The sequence below is a fragment of the Rhodoferax ferrireducens genome, from assembly GCF_031458075.1.
In the GTDB taxonomy this organism is placed as follows: domain Bacteria; phylum Pseudomonadota; class Gammaproteobacteria; order Burkholderiales; family Burkholderiaceae_C; genus Rhodoferax_B; species Rhodoferax_B ferrireducens_A.
In genome coordinates this window covers 198,047-214,407 of sequence record NZ_JAVDXT010000001.1, presented here as the reverse complement: position 1 = coordinate 214,407, position 16,361 = coordinate 198,047, and the positions used below count along the sequence as shown (strand labels likewise).

At 61.0% G+C, this 16,361-nt stretch carries 18 protein-coding genes and 1 tRNA gene; 7 read left to right on the top strand and 12 right to left on the bottom strand.

Going from position 1 to position 16,361, the window contains the following annotated elements; all coding sequences use genetic code 11:
• Nucleotides 1-23: 23 nt before the first annotated feature.
• From J2X19_RS01100 to J2X19_RS01080, 5 genes are read left to right on the top strand one after another with little or no spacing between them, the layout of a single operon-like run.
• On the top strand, nt 24-1,241 hold the full coding sequence (locus tag J2X19_RS01100; protein ID WP_310369849.1) for a type II secretion system F family protein: 1,218 nt from the start codon (nt 24-26) through the stop codon (nt 1,239-1,241).
• Nucleotides 1,241-2,083: a prepilin peptidase gene (locus tag J2X19_RS01095; protein WP_310369847.1), complete on the top strand. Its 843-nt coding sequence runs from the start codon at nt 1,241-1,243 to the stop codon at nt 2,081-2,083. Before J2X19_RS01100 ends, J2X19_RS01095 begins: the two co-directional genes overlap by 1 nt.
• A 4-nt stretch (nt 2,084-2,087) precedes the next feature.
• Nucleotides 2,088-2,696, top strand: coding sequence for a dephospho-CoA kinase (gene coaE / locus J2X19_RS01090; RefSeq protein WP_310369846.1), 609 nt, complete (start codon nt 2,088-2,090; stop codon nt 2,694-2,696).
• 21 nt (nt 2,697-2,717) lie between these two features.
• The gene (zapD, locus tag J2X19_RS01085; RefSeq protein ID WP_310369843.1) at nt 2,718-3,473 is read left to right on the top strand and encodes a cell division protein ZapD; all 756 of its coding nucleotides are present in this window, start codon (nt 2,718-2,720) and stop codon (nt 3,471-3,473) included.
• Nucleotides 3,470-3,688, top strand: a complete 219-nt coding sequence (locus J2X19_RS01080; protein ID WP_116605845.1) for a DNA gyrase inhibitor YacG — start codon at nt 3,470-3,472, stop codon at nt 3,686-3,688. Before zapD ends, J2X19_RS01080 begins: the two co-directional genes overlap by 4 nt.
• Before the next feature lie 42 nt (nt 3,689-3,730).
• Here the strand turns inward: J2X19_RS01080 and J2X19_RS01075 are convergent, their stop codons facing one another.
• From J2X19_RS01075 to secA, 4 genes are all read right to left on the bottom strand, one after another.
• Complete coding sequence (locus J2X19_RS01075) at nt 3,731-4,207, bottom strand: NUDIX domain-containing protein (protein WP_310369840.1); 477 nt, start codon at nt 4,205-4,207, stop codon at nt 3,731-3,733.
• Nucleotides 4,204-5,091, bottom strand: coding sequence for an ATP-binding protein (locus tag J2X19_RS01070; protein WP_310369839.1), 888 nt, complete (start codon nt 5,089-5,091; stop codon nt 4,204-4,206). The genes J2X19_RS01075 and J2X19_RS01070 overlap by 4 nt, the downstream gene beginning before the upstream one ends.
• A gap of 82 nt (nt 5,092-5,173) precedes the next feature.
• Complete coding sequence (gene argJ, locus J2X19_RS01065) at nt 5,174-6,403, bottom strand: bifunctional glutamate N-acetyltransferase/amino-acid acetyltransferase ArgJ (RefSeq protein ID WP_310369837.1); 1,230 nt, start codon at nt 6,401-6,403, stop codon at nt 5,174-5,176.
• A gap of 83 nt (nt 6,404-6,486) precedes the next feature.
• Nucleotides 6,487-9,243 carry a preprotein translocase subunit SecA gene (secA, locus tag J2X19_RS01060; RefSeq protein ID WP_116605841.1) on the bottom strand — a complete coding sequence of 919 codons (2,757 nt, stop codon included), beginning with the start codon at nt 9,241-9,243 and terminating at the stop codon, nt 6,487-6,489.
• A 212-nt stretch (nt 9,244-9,455) separates the two neighbouring features.
• On the opposite strand from secA, the gene J2X19_RS01055 reads away from it, so the two are divergent.
• Complete coding sequence (locus J2X19_RS01055; protein ID WP_310372615.1) at nt 9,456-9,767, top strand: hypothetical protein; 312 nt, start codon at nt 9,456-9,458, stop codon at nt 9,765-9,767.
• 4 nt (nt 9,768-9,771) lie between these two features.
• On the opposite strand, the gene J2X19_RS01050 is transcribed toward J2X19_RS01055, so the two are convergent.
• From J2X19_RS01050 to petA, 6 genes are all read right to left on the bottom strand, one after another.
• A tRNA-Thr gene (locus J2X19_RS01050) sits at nt 9,772-9,847 on the bottom strand.
• Between the two features lie 51 nt (nt 9,848-9,898).
• A complete protein-coding gene (locus J2X19_RS01045; RefSeq protein ID WP_310369834.1) occupies nt 9,899-10,390 on the bottom strand; it encodes a ClpXP protease specificity-enhancing factor in 492 nt (163 codons plus the stop codon).
• Nucleotides 10,391-10,412: 22 nt separating this feature from the next.
• Nucleotides 10,413-11,024, bottom strand: coding sequence for a glutathione S-transferase N-terminal domain-containing protein (locus tag J2X19_RS01040; protein WP_092758180.1), 612 nt, complete (start codon nt 11,022-11,024; stop codon nt 10,413-10,415).
• A gap of 103 nt (nt 11,025-11,127) precedes the next feature.
• A complete protein-coding gene (locus J2X19_RS01035; RefSeq protein ID WP_310369832.1) occupies nt 11,128-11,898 on the bottom strand; it encodes a cytochrome c1 in 771 nt (256 codons plus the stop codon).
• Between the two features lie 16 nt (nt 11,899-11,914).
• On the bottom strand, nt 11,915-13,324 hold the full coding sequence (locus J2X19_RS01030; RefSeq protein ID WP_310369831.1) for a cytochrome b: 1,410 nt from the start codon (nt 13,322-13,324) through the stop codon (nt 11,915-11,917).
• 7 nt (nt 13,325-13,331) lie between these two features.
• Entirely contained in the window at nt 13,332-13,931 is a 600-nt protein-coding gene (gene petA / locus J2X19_RS01025) for a ubiquinol-cytochrome c reductase iron-sulfur subunit (RefSeq protein ID WP_116605837.1), read from the bottom strand.
• A 152-nt stretch (nt 13,932-14,083) separates the two neighbouring features.
• Here petA and mscL point away from each other — a divergent pair, with 152 nt between their 5' ends.
• The gene (mscL, locus tag J2X19_RS01020; RefSeq protein ID WP_310369827.1) at nt 14,084-14,512 is read left to right on the top strand and encodes a large conductance mechanosensitive channel protein MscL; all 429 of its coding nucleotides are present in this window, start codon (nt 14,084-14,086) and stop codon (nt 14,510-14,512) included.
• Between the two features lie 55 nt (nt 14,513-14,567).
• Here mscL and pdxA read toward each other — a convergent pair whose 3' ends face one another.
• Nucleotides 14,568-15,599 carry a 4-hydroxythreonine-4-phosphate dehydrogenase PdxA gene (gene pdxA, locus J2X19_RS01015; RefSeq protein ID WP_310369825.1) on the bottom strand — a complete coding sequence of 344 codons (1,032 nt, stop codon included), beginning with the start codon at nt 15,597-15,599 and terminating at the stop codon, nt 14,568-14,570.
• Complete coding sequence (locus tag J2X19_RS01010; protein ID WP_310369823.1) at nt 15,596-16,357, bottom strand: Nif3-like dinuclear metal center hexameric protein; 762 nt, start codon at nt 16,355-16,357, stop codon at nt 15,596-15,598. The genes pdxA and J2X19_RS01010 overlap by 4 nt, the downstream gene beginning before the upstream one ends.
• Nucleotides 16,358-16,361: the final 4 nt, after the last annotated feature.

The following is a 16,361-nucleotide window of genomic DNA, read 5'->3' as shown; positions in this document are numbered from 1 at the left end:
ACGACGGACGTACAAGGCATTCCATGGCAACTGCATCGCCCAGAGACGTTAAAGAGTTTGTCTTCGAATGGGAAGGCAAGGACCGCAATGGCAAACAGGTGCGCGGCGAAACCCGCGCTGCGGGCGAAAACCAGGTTCAGGCCTCCTTGCGCCGCCAGGGTGTGTTCCCGACCAAGATCAAGAAGCGCCGCATGCGCTCGGGCAAAAGCATCAAGCCCAAGGACATCGCCATCTTCACCCGCCAGTTGGCCACCATGATGAAAGCCGGTGTGCCCCTGCTGCAGGCCTTTGACATCGTGGGACGCGGCAATGCCAACGCCAGCGTAACCAAGCTGCTGAACGACATTCGCCAAGATGTGGAAACCGGTAGCTCGCTAAGCGCAGCGTTTCGCAAGTACCCCCTGTACTTCGACAGTCTGTACTGCAATCTGGTCGAAGCCGGCGAGGCCGCCGGTATTCTGGAAGCCCTGTTGGACCGGCTGGCGGTCTATATGGAGAAAACCGAGGCGATCAAGTCCAAGATCAAATCGGCGCTGATGTACCCGGCGTCGGTGGTGGTGGTGGCGTTTGTGGTGGTGGCGGTGATCATGATTTTTGTGATTCCGGCATTCAAGGAAGTGTTTACCAGTTTTGGGGCAGATTTGCCCGCCCCCACGCTATTTGTGATGGCTATCAGTGAAGTATTCGTGCGCTATTGGTGGCTTATTTTCGGCGGTATCGGTGCAGGCTTCTACTTCTTTATGCAAGCTTGGCAGCGCAACGTCAAGATGCAGCAAGTAATGGACCGTATCATGCTCAAGCTACCGGTATTCGGCGTTCTGGTAGAGAAATCGTGTATTGCCCGTTGGACCCGCACACTGTCCACCATGTTTGCCGCGGGTGTGCCTTTGGTCGAAGCGCTGGACTCGGTGGGCGGAGCCTCGGGCAATTCGGTGTTTCAAATCGCCACCGAAAAGATCCAGCAGGAAGTCTCCACCGGCACCAGTCTCACGACGGCTATGGGCAACGCCAAAATCTTTCCGTCGATGGTGCTGCAGATGTGCTCCATCGGCGAGGAATCGGGCTCCATCGACCACATGCTGGGCAAGGCAGCGGACTTCTACGAAGCCGAGGTGGACGACATGGTGGCAGGCCTGTCCAGTCTGATGGAGCCCATCATCATCGTGTTCCTGGGCACCTTGATCGGTGGCATCGTGGTTTCCATGTACCTGCCGATCTTCAAACTGGGCCAAGTTGTCTGATGCCGGAACTGCAGTGGATGGTGGCCCTGCTGGGCGGCCTCTTCGGCCTGATGCTCGGCAGTTTCCTGAATGTGGTGGTGCACCGCCTGCCGAAGATGATGGAGCGGCAATGGGCGGCCGAATACGCTGAAATGCAGGGCACCGAGCCGGTCACCGCAGAGCCATTCAATCTGCTACTGCCGCGTTCGCGCTGCCCGCACTGTGGGCACCAGATCCGCTGGTTCGAGAACATACCGGTCCTTAGCTACCTGTTCTTGCGCGGCAAATGCTCTGCATGCAGCGCCAAGATCAGCCCCCGCTATCCGGCCGTGGAATTGGCGACCGGCGCACTGTTTTTTCTCTGCTTATGGCAATGGGGCCCCACCATCACGGGACTGGCCTGGTGCGGCTTTGCCGCAGCGCTGCTGACGCTGGCGCTGATCGACTGGGACACCACACTGTTGCCCGACGACATTACCCTGCCGCTGCTCTGGGTCGGACTGATAGGCTCGGCATTGCAATGGACTGCGGTACCCCTGTTTGCGGCCTTGTGGGGCTGCGTTGCCGGCTACATGTCCTTGTGGATCATTTACTGGGCCTTCAAACTACTGACCGGCAAAGAGGGCATGGGCTATGGCGACTTCAAGCTGTTCGCGGCGCTGGGTGCCTGGTTTGGCTGGGAAGCCCTGGTACCAATGATTCTGATGGCGTCGGTAATCGGCGCAGTGGTGGGCATCGCCATGAAGTTCAGCTCCGGCCTGCGCGAGGGCGGCTACATACCCTTCGGTCCATTTCTGGCGGGAGCGGGCCTGACCGCCATGGTCTTCGGACCCAACGCCATCCTGCACGCCATTGGTTTGTAAAAGTATGCAACCGTGCCTTCGGATCGGGCTCACCGGTGGCATCGGCAGCGGCAAGAGTACGGTCGCGCAGATGCTGCAAGACCTGGGTGCCACGGTCATCGACGCCGATGCAATTTCGCGCGCCGCCACGGCGACTGGCGGCTCCGCCATTGAGGCCATCCGAACCGCTTTTGGCGCACAGTTCATCGCGCCAGACGGCGCCATGGACCGCGACCGGATGCGGGCCCTGGCCTTCTCGGAGCCCGATGCCAAAAAGCGCCTGGAAGCCATCGTCCACCCTCTGGTAGGCCAGGCGATCGAAGCCCAGTTCCATGCCGCCCAGGCCACGGGCGCCCGCTGTGTGGTGTTTGATATTCCCCTGCTGGTGGAGTCCGGTCACTGGCGCCACCGGCTCGACCAGATCCTGGTCGTGGACTGCCTGGAGGACACGCAAGTCGCCCGGGTACTGGGCCGCAACGGACTAGACGAAGCCACCGTGCGCAAGGTGATCCAGACCCAGGCCAGCCGCGCCGAACGGCTCGCCGTTGCCGACCTGGTGATCTTCAACGACGGCCTGACGCTGGACCAGTTGCGCAAGGAGGTCCGCCAAATCGCCCCCCACTTCGGGCTATGATGCCGCCACTGGAAAAACAGCGTGATCCTCTACGAATACCCATTTAACGAACGCATCCGCACCTACTTGCGGCTGGAGCATCTGTTTCGGCGTTTAGGCGAATTGGTGCCCAGAGAACACGCGCTGGACCACCATTACGCGCTGACGACCATTTTTGAAATCATGGACGTGGCGGCCCGCGCCGACCTCAAATCGGACGTGATGCGGGATTTGGAAAAGCAGAAAACCATCCTCAACGGCTACCGCGGCAACCCGTCCATCGCCGAAGAAGTGCTGGACGACGTGATCGCCCAGCTGGACCGCTGCTACACCGCGCTGCATGAACAACCGGGCAAGGCCGGCCATGCACTCACCGAAAACGACTGGCTGATGGGCCTGCGCAGCCGTGTCAGCATTCCAGGCGGCACCTGTGGCTTCGATCTGCCCGCCTATTTTGCTTGGCAGCATAAGCCCGCAACGGTACGCCGCAACGCCATCGAACACTGGGCATCCACTCTGGCGCCGCTGGCCGAATCCATCCACCACCTGCTGAAGATGTTGCGCGATTCGGGCGCACCGCAAAAAGTAATTGCGATCGCCGGCCAGTTCCAGCAGAACTTGCCGCAGGGTCGCACCTACCAGCTGCTGCGCCTGCGCATCGATCCCGAATTGGGCCTGATACCCGAGATCAGCGGCAACCGGCTGATGGTCTCGGTGCGCATGATGCGCCACGAAGCCGACGACCGCCTGCACGCCTGCAGCGAAGACGCTTCGTTTGAACTGACACTGTGTGCATGAGCATGACCGACACCGACGCCGCTCTTCCCAAAAAATGGGTCGTCTGCCCGACCTGCAAAGGCAAAAGCCTGTATGCGGCCAGCAATGCGTACCGGCCGTTCTGCAGCGAGCGCTGTAAAAACGTGGACTTTGGCGCCTGGGCCAGTGCCAGCTTCAGCCTGCCGGCCGACGCACCACCGGACGACATCGTCTTCGGCGATGCCCGGCTGCAATAGATTTATAAGAAATCGAACGCTGGCGCAGGTAGTACCTGCGCATTAAGCTACAGAATGTGTAGCGCCCGAAAAATCACGCTCTTCTGCCAGCCAGGCCAACACCGGCACGGTGCCAGGCAGTACCGGCGCCACCTGCAGCGGGAGCGATTGCCAGGCACTGGTCTGGCCTTCGCGCATCTCCAACGCGCCGGCCCAGTCGACCACCTTGCAGAAATGCAGGCGCACCAGCGCGTGCGGATAGTCCACCAGCTCGATCTTCCAGGGATGGGCGGCGCCGATGGTGATACCCAGCTCTTCCAGCAGCTCACGGCGCAGCGCCTGCTCCACCGTTTCGCCAGCTTCGAGCTTGCCGCCGGGGAATTCCCAGTAGCCCGCATACACCTTGCCCTCGGGCCGCGAGGTCACCAGGAAGTCGCCATTGGCCTGCACCAGCACCCCCACGGCCACGTCGACCGTAGCCCGGTCCGGCCCGCCTTCGCGGGGGCGGTCGGCATCGGCCACCAGGGGCTGGCCGCTCATGCGGAAGCTGCCTTAGCGGCGTGCTGGCCCGCGTAGTCGCGCGCAAACTGGTAGGCCACACGGCCGCTGCGCGAGCCGCGCTCCAGCGCCCAGACCAGGGACTCGGCACGCGCGGCCTCAATCGCCGACGCAGCCACGCCAAACGACTGCAGCCACTGGGCCACGATGGCCAGGTACTCGTCCTGGCTGAAGGGGTAAAAGCTGACCCACAGGCCAAAGCGCTCGGACAGGGAAATCTTCTCTTCCACCACTTCGCCCGGATGCACTTCGCCGTCATCGGTATGGGTGTAAGTCAGGTTTTCCTTCATGTACTCGGGCAGCAGATGGCGCCGGTTGCTGGTGGCGTAGATCAGCACATTCGGCGTAGAGGCAGCCACCGAGCCGTCGAGTATGGACTTCAGCGCCTTGTAGCCGGGCTCGCCGTCTTCAAAGCTCAGGTCGTCGCAGAAGACGATGAATTTCTCCGGCCGGTCGGCCACCACATCGACGATGTCGGGCAAATCGGTCAGATCGCCCTTATCGACCTCGATCAGGCGCAGGCCCTGCTCCGCATAGGTGTTCAGGCAGGCCTTGATCAGCGAGGACTTGCCGGTGCCGCGGGCGCCGGTCAGCAGCACATTGTTGGCCGGCTTGCCTTCAACGAACTGCAAGGTATTGCGCTGGATCTTCTCCTTCTGGAGATCGATCTCTTTCAGGTCGCTGAGCGCCATGCTGCCGATGTGGCGTACCGGCTCCAGCACGCCGTGGCCGTTGCCGCGGCGGCGGTAGCGGTAGGCGATGGCCGCCTTCCAGTCAGGCGCGGACACCGGCTGCGGCAGGGCCGCTTCGATGCGCTGCATCAGCTGCTCGGCGCGGTCGATCAGGCGTTCAAACTTCTCGTTCATGAGCGGACTCCCGCCGGGCCGCCCCAAGGGAGGCCAACCCCCTCGGGGGGCAGCGAATACATGAAGTGATGAGCGTGGGGGTTCATGATCGGTAGTCAGCGTTAATGGTCACGTATTCGTGGCTGAAGTCGCAGGTCCACACCGTGTCCGCCGCCGTACCCCGGCCCAAACCAACGCGCACCGTGATCTCGCTCTGCTTCATCACGCGCTGGCCGTCTTCTTCGCGGTAGCTGGGGTTGCGCCCGCCGTTGATCACTACGTGCACGTCGTCCAGGAACAGGTCGATCTTGGTCTGGTCTAGGTCGGTAATGCCGGCATATCCGACCGCGGCCAGGATTCGGCCCAGATTCGGGTCGCTGGCAAAGAAGGCGGTTTTGACCAGCGGCGAATGGGCGATGGCATAGGCCGCCAAGCGGCATTCCTCGGCGGTCTTGCCGCCTTCCACCCGCACGGTGATGAATTTGGTTGCGCCTTCGCCGTCGCGCACGATGGCCTGGGCCAGTTGCTGGGCGACCTGCTGCATCGCCGCCTTCAGCGTGCGGCCATCGGCGCTGTCCATCGAAGTGATGGGCGCATGCGCGGCCTTGTTGGTGGCAATCACCACAAACGAGTCGTTGGTCGAGGTGTCGCCGTCGATGGTGATGCGGTTGAACGAAGCATCGGCCAGGTCTTTGGCCAGTTGCCCCAGCAGGGCCTGGTCAACGCATGCGTCGGTGGCCATGAAGCCCAGCATGGTCGCCATGTTTGGGCGGATCATGCCCGCGCCTTTGCTGATGCCGGTGACGGTGACCGTCGCGCCGCCGATCTGCACCTGGGTGCTGAAGGCCTTGGCGATGGTGTCGGTGGTCATGATGGCCTCTGCGGCGCGGCCCCAGTTATCGGCGCGGGCATCGGCCAGAGCTGCGGGCAGACCGGCATTGATGCGGTCGTGCGGCAGGGTTTCCATAATCACGCCGGTCGAGAACGGCAAAACCTGCTCGGGCGCCAGATCCAGGTGCTGGGCCAGGGCGATACAGGTCGATTTGGCGCGCATCAGGCCATCGTCGCCAGTGCCGGCATTGGCGTTGCCGGTATTCACCAGAATCGCCCGTATGCCCAGGCCACGCGCCAGATGGTCGCGGCAGATCTGCACCGGGGCAGCGCAGAAACGGTTCTGGGTGAAAACACCGGCCACCGAGGCGCCTTCTTCCAGCAGCACCACGGTCACATCTTTGCGGTTGGCTTTGCGCACGCCGGCTTCGGCAATACCCAGCAATACACCAGGGACGGGATGCAAGCCAGCAGGATCAGGGGCGGACAGATTGACAGGCATGGTGGGCTTTCAAAAAAATGTTGGAAGCGTAGAAAAATGAATCAAAAAACGGGCCGAAGCCCGTAGTGCCGATACGCTGCGTATTAGGCCAGTTTGCCGTGACACAGCTTGTATTTGTTGCCACTGCCACAGGGGCAGGGGTCGTTGCGGCCGACGCGTGGGATATTGCCTGCAGCGGGCGGACGGGTAGATCCGGCATCGACACGGGTTTCCACTTCGCCGGTCTCGGTGGGCGCGGTGTAGGTCACGTTGGCAATGCTTTCTGCCCGGTCTTCCATGGCGTCTGCGGCTTCGCCCAGCTGTTCGCTGGACTGCACCTTGACGGTCATCAGCACCTTGGTGACATCGTTCTTTACGGCGTCCAGCAACTGGCCAAACAGCTCGAAGGCTTCGCGCTTGTATTCCTGCTTGGGCTGTTTCTGCGCATAGCCACGCAAATGGATGCCCTGGCGCAGGTAGTCCAGCGCGCTCAGGTGTTCACGCCAATGGGTGTCTATGCTTTGCAGCAAGACCATGCGCTCGAACTGGGTGAAGTTGTCACCGCCGACCTGCTCCACCTTGGCGATGAAAGAGGCGTTCGCCGCCGCCAGCACTTTCTCCAGGATGTCTTCGTCGGTAATTGCGCTGGCAGACTCCACTTGTGCACGCAGGGGCACGTCCAGCTGCCATTCGTCGAGCATGGCTTTCTCCAGCCCGGCGATGTCCCACTGTTCTTCCACCGACTCGGCGGGCACAAACTGGCGCACCAGATCATCCACACAGCCCTCGCGCAGGGAAGCGATCTGGGCTGTCAGGTCGGCAGCGTCCAGAATCTCGTTGCGCTGCTGGTAGATCACCTTGCGCTGGTCGTTGGACACGTCGTCGTATTCCAGCAATTGCTTGCGTACATCAAAGTTGCGCGCTTCGACCTTGCGCTGGGCGCTCTCGATGCTGCGGGTCACGATGCCGGCCTCAATCGCCTCGCCATCGGGCATCTTGAGCCGGTCCATAATGGACTTGACGCGGTCACCGGCGAAGATGCGCATCAGCGGATCATCCAGGCTCAGGTAAAAGCGCGAAGAACCTGGGTCGCCCTGGCGGCCGGAACGACCACGCAACTGGTTGTCGATACGGCGCGACTCATGGCGCTCGGTGGCGATGATGCGCAAGCCACCCAGGCCCTTCACCAGCTCATGGTCCTTGGCCCACTGGGCGCGCACGCGCTCCATCTCGGCCGCCTTTGCGGCTTCGTCGAGTTCGGTATTCAGCTCAACGTATTCCAGGGCTTTTTCCAGATTGCCGCCCAGCACAATGTCGGTACCACGGCCGGCCATATTGGTGGCGATGGTGATCATCTTCGGCCGTCCGGCCTGGGCCACGATGTCGGCTTCCCGCGCATGTTGCTTGGCGTTGAGCACCTGGTGCGGCAGCTTGGCATCGTTCAGCAAGCGGTCGATGATTTCAGAGTTTTCGATCGATGTCGTGCCCACCAACACGGGCTGGCCGCGCTCGTAGCATTCGCGGATGTCCTTGATCGCTGCTTCGTATTTTTCGCGCGTGGTTTTGTAGACGCGGTCCAGCTGGTCTTCGCGGCGGCTCACGCGATTCGGCGGAATCACCACCGTTTCCAGGCCGTAGATTTCCTGGAATTCGTAGGCCTCGGTGTCCGCCGTACCGGTCATGCCCGACAGACGGCCATACAGGCGGAAGTAGTTCTGAAAGGTGATGGATGCCAGCGTCTGGTTCTCGGCCTGGATGGCCACGCCTTCCTTGGCTTCGACCGACTGGTGCAAACCTTCGCTCCAGCGGCGGCCCGACATCAGGCGGCCGGTGAATTCATCGACGATGACAATCTCACCGTTCTGCACCACGTAATGCTGGTCCCGGTGGTACAGATGGTTGGCACGCAGAGCCGCGTACAGGTGGTGCATCAAGGTGATGTTGGCCGGATCGTACAGCGACGCGCCCGCGGGCAGCAAGCCCTGCTCAGTCAAGATGCGCTCGGCGTTCTCGTGGCCGTCTTCGGTCAGGAACACCTGGTGGGATTTCTCATCCAGCGTGAAGTCGCCGGGCTTGGTCACGCCTTCGCCCGTGCGCGGATCGGCCTCGCCTTCCTGGCGGGTCAAGAAGGGAATGATCTTGTTGATGGCGATATACATCGCCGTGTGGTCTTCGGCCTGGCCGCTGATGATCAGCGGCGTGCGGGCTTCGTCGATCAGGATCGAGTCCACCTCGTCGACGATGGCGTAGTTCAGGCCACGCTGGACCCTGTCCCGTACCTCGTAGACCATGTTGTCACGCAGATAGTCGAAGCCGAATTCGTTGTTGGTACCGTAAGTGATGTCGGCAGCATAAGCGGCCTGCTTTTCCTCACGCGGCATATTCGGCAAATTGACACCGACGGTGAGGCCCAGGAAGTTGTAGAGCCGCTCCATCCAGCGCGCATCGCGGTTGGCCAGGTAATCGTTGACCGTAACGACATGCACGCCCTTGCCAGACAATGCGTTCAAATACACGGGCAGAGTCGCGGTCAAGGTCTTACCTTCACCGGTACGCATTTCGGAAATCTTGCCGTTATGCAGCGACATGCCACCCAGCATCTGCACATCGAAATGGCGCATCTTCATGATACGTTTGGAGCCCTCGCGCACCAGTGCAAATGCCTCCGGCAAGATGGCATCCAGCGATTCACCTCCGGCCACCCGCTCTTTGAAAGACAAGGTCTTTTCACGCAAGGCCTCGTCAGACAGTTTTTCAAACTGCGGCTCCAACGCATTGATGACTTCGAGGGTCTTACGGTACTGTTTCAGCAGGCGTTGATTACGGCTGCCGAAAATTTTGGTCAAAAAGTTGGTGGTCATGAATGCGAGACCGCCACCGCAGGAAAACAGCGGTAGGGCGATCGAAATCCCTAAATTAGCTTGGAGTCAGATGAGGCTTTGACAGCAAAAGTCAACCCATAGGGGCCCAGTTTGCAATCCATAGCCGACGGATTTTACCCATCTGCCAGCGCGCGCCCAAAACCCCGCCATCAGGCTACTGCCGAACACAACGGCTGTGATAATCCATGGCTATGCGCCTCCGCAACCAATCCTTCACACTCCTGCAAGCTGCAGCCGATTCGCCGACCTTGGCGCGGCTCACGGCCTTGGCGCAAGAGTCCAACGACCGGCTCAAAGCCGTCAAAGGCCTGATGCCCGAAGCTTTGTGGTCGGCCATCAAGGCCGGACCGATTGAGGGTACCAGTTGGTGCTTGCTGGTCAACAGCAATGCCGTATCGGCCAAGCTGCGACAGCTATCGCCCGCACTCCTCGCGCATTTGCGCAGCAAAGGATGGGACGTAACGGCTATCCGCCTCAAAGTACAAATGAAGGCGAAAGCGTAAGAAATGGTGCCGATTGTCGGAATCGAACTGACGACCTACCGCTTACAAGGCGGTTGCTCTACCAACTGAGCTAAATCGGCGAAAAATGTATTTTACTGAATCGATGGGCGCATTTTGAGCGCCCGCGATTTTTACTTTACCCGCTTCAACGCAGGGCGGGGCCCGGCAGCCGGACGTGGTGGCTCTGGCGGCTCTTCATCGCTGCTCTCAACCGGTGACAGCTGCACAATCCTGGGCGATGCCGCATCGGTCGCCGGTGCCCCAGCCACGGGCTTGGCAGGCTCATCGGCTGGCGCAGCAAGCACCGGCGACGGGAAAGCCATGCCCTGCCCGTTCTCACGCGCATAGATGGCAATCACCCGCCCGATCGGCACCAGGATTTCACGCGGGGTGCCCGCAAAGCGCGCTTTGAATTCGATGAAATCGTTGCCCAGCTTGAGCGAACTGGTCGCATCAAAGCTGATATTGAGAACGATCTCCCCGTCCTTCACATATTCGCGCGGGACTTGCACGGAATCGTCCACCAACACCGCCACATACGGTGTGAAACCATTGTCCGTACACCACTCGTAGAGCGCACGGATCAGATAAGGGCGGGTGGAGGTCGAGTCCAGGGCTTGCATGATTGACAACAGTAGCTCCGACTTACTTGCGCATCACTTTTTCAGACGGGGTCAATGCTTCAATATAGGCGGGACGCGAGAAAATACGCTCGGCATACTTCAGCAAGGGCGCGGCATTCTTGCTCAGGTCAATGCCGTAGAAATCCAGACGCCACAACAACGGCGCAATCGCCACGTCGAGCATGGAGAAGTTCTCTCCCAGCATGTACTTGTTCTTCAAGAACACAGGGGCCAGCTGGGTCAGGCGGTCGCGGATATGGGCGCGGGCTTTTTCCAGGGCTTTCTCGTTGCCTTTGGAAGCACGTGACTCCAGCAAGCCAACATGCACGAACAGCTCTTTCTCGAAGTTGAGCAAGAACAGGCGCACGCGCGCACGGTCCACCGGGTCGCCGGGCATCAGCTGGGGATGCGGAAAACGCTCGTCGATGTACTCGTTAATGATGTTGGATTCATACAGAATCAGGTCCCGCTCCACCAGGATAGGCACCTGGCCGTAGGGGTTCATGACATTGATGTCTTCGGGCTTGTTGTAGAGATCCACATCGCGGATCTCAAAGTCCATGCCTTTTTCGAACAATACAAAGCGGCAGCGGTGGGAAAAAGGGCAGGTCGTTCCTGAGTACAACACCATCATGGCAAGGGCTCCTAAAAATCAAAAAGAGTGGGATGCATCGTGCGCAAGCCCACTCTGTAAATCCCGGGCAGCTTGCCCGGGCCATCGGCTATGTATATGGGGCTTACTTGACGTCTTTCCAGAATGCCGCATTCAAGCGCCACGCAATGAAAGTAAACACCAGCAAGAACAGCAGCACCCACACACCGACGCGCACGCGGGTATTTTGGGCCGGCTCCCCCATCCACTGGACATAGCTCACCAGATCACCTACCGCCTGCTCGTACTGCAGCGGTGTCAGGGTACCAGGGCTTACCTGCTCCCAACCCTTGAAAACCTTGACCTCATGGCCATGCTCTTCCACCGCGGCATACACCGGCTTGCGGTTGCCTTGCAGCTCCCACAACACATGCGGCATGCCGACATTGGGAAACACCAGATTGTTCCAGCCGGTCGGCTTGGTTTCATCGGGGTAGTAGCTGCGCAGGTAGGTGTACAGGTAATCGGCACCGGTGCCGCCGTGGCCTGAACGCGAACGGGTGATCAGAGTCAGGTCCGGCGGATTGGCGCCAAACCAGTCTTTGGCCTGCTTGGGATCGATCGAGGCCTTCATGGTGTCGCCCACCTTGTCGGTGGCGAACAGCAGGTTGTCCTTGATCTGCTGTTCGGTCAGGCCGATATCGCGCAGGCGGTTGTAGCGCATGAAGGCCGCCGAATGGCAGCTCAGGCAGTAATTGACGAACAGCTTGGCGCCGTTTTGCAGGGCCGCCAGATCGTTGGTCTTGTTAGGCGCCTTGTCCCATGCAATTTCGTCGCCACCAGACGCGTGAACGGCTGTGGTAGCGCCCAAGGACAAAGTCAACGCAGCGAGTACACCGAGGATAATTTTTTTCATTCTGAGTCTCTTCCGCTTAGTGCGCAGCAAAAGTCACGCGGCTAGGTACAGGCTTGGGCGTACCCAAGGCGCTCCACCACGGCATCAACAGGAAGAAGCCAAAATAGAACAACGTACCGATCTGCGACACGCGTTCGCCAATCGGCGATGGCGGCTGCACACCCAGGTAACCCAGTACCAGGAAGTCGACGACAAACACGGCATACACATACTTGTGCCAGCTGGGACGGTAGCGGATGGACTTGACCGGGCTGTTATCCAGCCAGGGCAGGAAGAACAGAATCACCACCGCGCCGCCCATGGCGACCACGCCCCAGAACTTGGCGTCGATGCTCAGCATCATCGCAACCACGGCGGCAGCCACCGCCACGATGATGGCCTTGACGAACACCGGCAGCTTGAACTTGAAAACGCCCAGCGCCGCAGCACCGACCACGCAGGCAATCAGCGCATACATCATCTCGCTGGTGATGGCCCGCAGCATCGAATAGAACGGTGTGAAGTACCAGACCGGCGCAATGTGCAACGGTGTCTTCAGCGAGTCAGCGGGGATGAAGTTGTTGTACTCCAGGAAGTAGCCGCCAAACTCAGGTGCGAAGAAGATGATGGCGGTGAACACCATCAAGAACACGCTGACGCCGAAGATGTCGTGCACCGAGTAATACGGGTGGAACGGAATGCCGTCCAGAGGATGGCCTTGGGCATCCTTGGGGGCGTTCGGGCCCTTGATTTCCACGCCATCGGGGTTGTTCGAGCCGACTTCGTGCAACGCAATGATGTGCGCCGCCACCAGACCCAGCAGCACCAGCGGCACGGCGATCACGTGGAAGCTGAAGAAGCGGTTCAGGGTCGCATCGCCGACCACGTAGTCGCCGCGGATCAGCAAAGCCAGATCGGGGCCGACAAACGGAATCGCCGAGAACAGGTTCACGATCACCTGGGCGCCCCAGTAGCTCATCTGGCCCCAGGGCAGCAGGTAGCCCATGAACGCCTCTGCCATCAGGCACAGGAAGATCGCGCAACCAAATACCCAGACCAGTTCGCGCGGCTTGCGGTACGAGCCGTACAGCAGGCCACGGAACATGTGCAGGTAGACCACCACGAAGAACGCCGAAGCGCCAGTGGAGTGCATGTAGCGGATCAGCCAGCCCCAGGGCACATCGCGCATGATGTACTCGACCGAGGCGAACGCCAGGTTCGAGTCGGGCTTGTAGTGCATCACCAGGAAGATGCCGGTGACGATTTGCAGCACCAGCACCAGCAGCGCCAGCGAACCGAAGACGTACCAGAAGTTGAAGTTCTTCGGCGCGTAGTACTCCGACATGTGCTCTTTGTAGAGCTTGCTGGCCGGGAAACGGTTGTCTACCCAGTTCAACAGCTTTTCAGGGGCACTGGCGTTGGGGGAGATTTCTTTGAATGTAGCCATATGTCCCTCAAGCCTTCTTGTCTTCGCCGATCAGCAACCGGGTATCCGAGAGATACATGTGCGGCGGCACCGGAAGGTTGTCGGGAGCGGGTTTGTTCTTGAACACACGGCCAGCCATGTCGAAGGTCGAACCGTGGCAGGGGCACAGGAAACCGCCCTCCCAGTCGTTCGGCAGCGAAGGCTGTGGGCCTGGCGTGAATTTGTCCGACGGCGAGCAGCCCAGATGGGTGCAGATGCCGACCACCACCAGAAACTCTGGCTTGATGGAGCGGCCGTCGTTACGGGCGTATTCCGGTGTGAACTCGGAAGGATTGCGCAAGGATTTTGGATCAGCCAATTGCGCATCCAGCTTGGGCAACTCGGCGACTTGCTCCGGAGTGCGGCGCAAGATCCACACAGGCTTGCCGCGCCACTCCACGGTCATTTTTTCGCCCGGCTTGAGCCCCGAAATGTCGGCCTCTACCGCTGCGCCGGCGGCTTTTGCACGCTCTGAAGGCTGAAACGTACTCACGAAAGGGATGGCGGTAGCTACGCCACCCACTGCACCGGCACAACCGGATGCGATCAACCACGTTCGCTTGCTGGTGTCGACTGGGGTGTCACTCATGGGGGTCCTCAAAATCATCACTCGTTTGGGGTCAACCGACGATTGTAGCTGAGCGCTCTAGCCCAACTTAACGCGCCAGCAACACTTTAAGCGAAGAACCATAATGATTTTGTGGACAATACAAGCCACTATTTAACAACCGGGACAAAGCCATGGGCACGATGAAAGAGTTCAAAGAATTTGCCGTAAAGGGCAATGTGATCGACCTCGCTGTCGGTGTCATCATCGGCGGTGCATTCGGCAAGATCGTTGATTCGGTGGTGGCTGACCTGATCATGCCGGTGGTGGGCATGGTGTTTGGCAAGCTCGACTTCTCCAGCCTCTACATCGTGCTGGGCAATGTGCCCGCCGGCACCGGCACCGCGCTGGCCGACCTGAAGAAAGCCGGCGTGCCGGTGTTCGCCTACGGCAACTTCATCACCGTGGCGGTGAACTTTGCGATTCTGGCATTCATCATCTTCCTGATGGTCAAGCAGATCAACCGCCTGAAGAAGGAAGCCCCCGCCCCCGTCGAAGCCGCACCCGTGGTGCCAGAAGACGTGCTGCTGCTGCGCCAGATCCGCGACAGTCTGCAAAAGTAAACGCTACGCTATTCGTAGCAGCCACCGCCCTCTGCGCTTGCGCCAGAGGGCTTTTTTATGCCTGAACCTGGCTGAGCCGCCGCGCCATGCGGATGGCCGCCACCAGGCTGGAGGCATCGGCCACGCCGGTGCCCGCAATGTCGAAAGCCGTGCCGTGGTCCGGGCTGGTGCGCACCAGCGGCAGGCCCAGGGTGACGTTCACACCCTGCTCCACCCCCAGGTACTTCACCGGGATCAGGCCCTGGTCGTGGTACATCGCCACCACCACGTCAAACTCTCCCGCCTGGCCGGGCTTGGCGCGGGCCCGCATGAACACCGTGTCCGGCGCATACGGGCCGTGCACGTCCAGGCCTTCGGCTTGCGCGGCCTGGATGGCGGGGATGATGGTGTCGATTTCCTCAAAGCCAAACAGCCCCCCCTCGCCCGCATGCGGATTCAGCCCGGCCACGCCTATGCGGGGCGCCCGGCCCAGCGCAGCCCCGACCGAGCGGTGGGTGATGCGCAGGGTCTGCAGCACATTGTCGAAAGTCACGGCTTCGATGGCATTGCGCAGCGACATATGGATGCTGACCAGCACGGTGCGCAGCTCGTCGTTGGCCAGCATCATGCGCACCGGCACCTCGGCCAGCGGCTTGTCCAGGTGCGCGGCCGCCTCCGCCTGCAGCAGCTCGGTATGGCCGGGGTATGGCAGGCCCGCGGCGGCCAGCGCCTCCTTGTGCAGCGGCGCAGTCACCAGCGCGGCAATCTCGCCACGCAGTGCGGCGCGGCTGGCCCAGAGCACGCAATCGGCCGCCACCTTGCCCGCCAAAGCGCTGATCTGGCCATGAGGTACGGGCGCCAGAAGCTCTGTGATTTGCAGCACCGGAATGCAGCGCGGCGGCACGGCCCAGACCTCGGCGGACGCGCCGATCAAGGCCACCGGCAACCCCGGCTGGCCCAGCAGCTGGGCCGCCCGGCGCATAGTGCCGACGTCACCGGCCACAAAGCAGCCCTGCGTGGCATCCGGCGCGTCGCGGAAGGCTTTGGCGATGGTTTCCGGGCCGATCCCGGCGGGGTCGCCCAAGGTGATGGCGATGGGTTGCATCATGCGGGGTTATCTATGTCGATGAACAGGTGCTCCAGCCCCAGTTGCGCGGCCACGTGGGCGGCGACAGCCGGCGCGCCGTAGCGCTCGCTCGCGTGGTGGCCGCATGCGATGAAGGCCACGCCGCACTCGCGGGCGTAATGGGCTTGCGGCTCGGAAATCTCACCGGTGATGAAGACGTCGGCACCCGCCGCGATCGCGGCTTCAAAGTAGCCCTGCGCACCGCCGGTACACCAAGCTATATTTTTAATAGCTACTCCTGCACCAGGAATCAGCGTCACAGGCCGATTTAGCTGTTTTTCTACATGCGCTGCCAGGGCCTGGGCCGAAACGAATCCGCTGCCATCGGCACGCTGCCCCAGGAAGCCCAGTGCGTTGTCGCCAAACTGGCCAGCGCCCACCAGCCCCAGCTGCAGACCCAGCTGCGCGTTATTGCCCAGCGTGGGGTGCGCGTCCAGCGGCAAATGGTAGGCGTAGAGGTTGATGTCGTGGCGCAGCAGCAAGGCCAGGCGCTGCTTCATCCAGCCGGTAACGGTACCCGACTGGCCGCGCCAGAACAGGCCGTGGTGCACAAAGATGGCGTCGGCTTCTGCGGCCACCGCCGCCTCGATCAAGGCCAGGCTGGCGGTGACGCCCGAGACGATTTTGCGCACCCCGGCCTTGCCTTCGACCTGCAGACCATTCGGCCCGTAGTCCTTGAAGCGGGCGGGCTCCAGCAGGGTGTCAAAGGCTTGCAGCAGTTCCAGACGGGAGGTGGTCATCTCC

Bases quoted from the DNA above. Each gene is read 5' to 3' on its own strand.
- J2X19_RS01095 (WP_310369847.1), top strand. From the start codon at position 1,241: ATGCCGGAACTGCAGTGGATGGTGGCCCTGCTGGGCGGCCTCTTCGGC.
- J2X19_RS01080 (WP_116605845.1), top strand. From the start codon at position 3,470: ATGAGCATGACCGACACCGACGCCGCTCTTCCCAAAAAATGGGTCGTC.
- pdxA (WP_310369825.1), bottom strand. From the start codon at position 15,599: ATGATGCAACCCATCGCCATCACCTTGGGCGACCCCGCCGGGATCGGC.
- secA (WP_116605841.1), bottom strand. From the start codon at position 9,243: ATGACCACCAACTTTTTGACCAAAATTTTCGGCAGCCGTAATCAACGC.
- J2X19_RS01055 (WP_310372615.1), top strand. From the start codon at position 9,456: ATGCGCCTCCGCAACCAATCCTTCACACTCCTGCAAGCTGCAGCCGAT.
- petA (WP_116605837.1), bottom strand. From the start codon at position 13,931: ATGAGTGACACCCCAGTCGACACCAGCAAGCGAACGTGGTTGATCGCA.
- J2X19_RS01100 (WP_310369849.1), top strand. From the start codon at position 24: ATGGCAACTGCATCGCCCAGAGACGTTAAAGAGTTTGTCTTCGAATGG.
- argJ (WP_310369837.1), bottom strand. From the start codon at position 6,403: ATGCCTGTCAATCTGTCCGCCCCTGATCCTGCTGGCTTGCATCCCGTC.
- coaE (WP_310369846.1), top strand. From the start codon at position 2,088: ATGCAACCGTGCCTTCGGATCGGGCTCACCGGTGGCATCGGCAGCGGC.
- J2X19_RS01010 (WP_310369823.1), bottom strand. From the start codon at position 16,357: ATGACCACCTCCCGTCTGGAACTGCTGCAAGCCTTTGACACCCTGCTG.
- J2X19_RS01035 (WP_310369832.1), bottom strand. From the start codon at position 11,898: ATGAAAAAAATTATCCTCGGTGTACTCGCTGCGTTGACTTTGTCCTTG.
- J2X19_RS01040 (WP_092758180.1), bottom strand. From the start codon at position 11,024: ATGATGGTGTTGTACTCAGGAACGACCTGCCCTTTTTCCCACCGCTGC.
- mscL (WP_310369827.1), top strand. From the start codon at position 14,084: ATGGGCACGATGAAAGAGTTCAAAGAATTTGCCGTAAAGGGCAATGTG.
- J2X19_RS01075 (WP_310369840.1), bottom strand. From the start codon at position 4,207: ATGAGCGGCCAGCCCCTGGTGGCCGATGCCGACCGCCCCCGCGAAGGC.
- J2X19_RS01070 (WP_310369839.1), bottom strand. From the start codon at position 5,091: ATGAACGAGAAGTTTGAACGCCTGATCGACCGCGCCGAGCAGCTGATG.
- J2X19_RS01030 (WP_310369831.1), bottom strand. From the start codon at position 13,324: ATGGCTACATTCAAAGAAATCTCCCCCAACGCCAGTGCCCCTGAAAAG.
- J2X19_RS01045 (WP_310369834.1), bottom strand. From the start codon at position 10,390: ATGCAAGCCCTGGACTCGACCTCCACCCGCCCTTATCTGATCCGTGCG.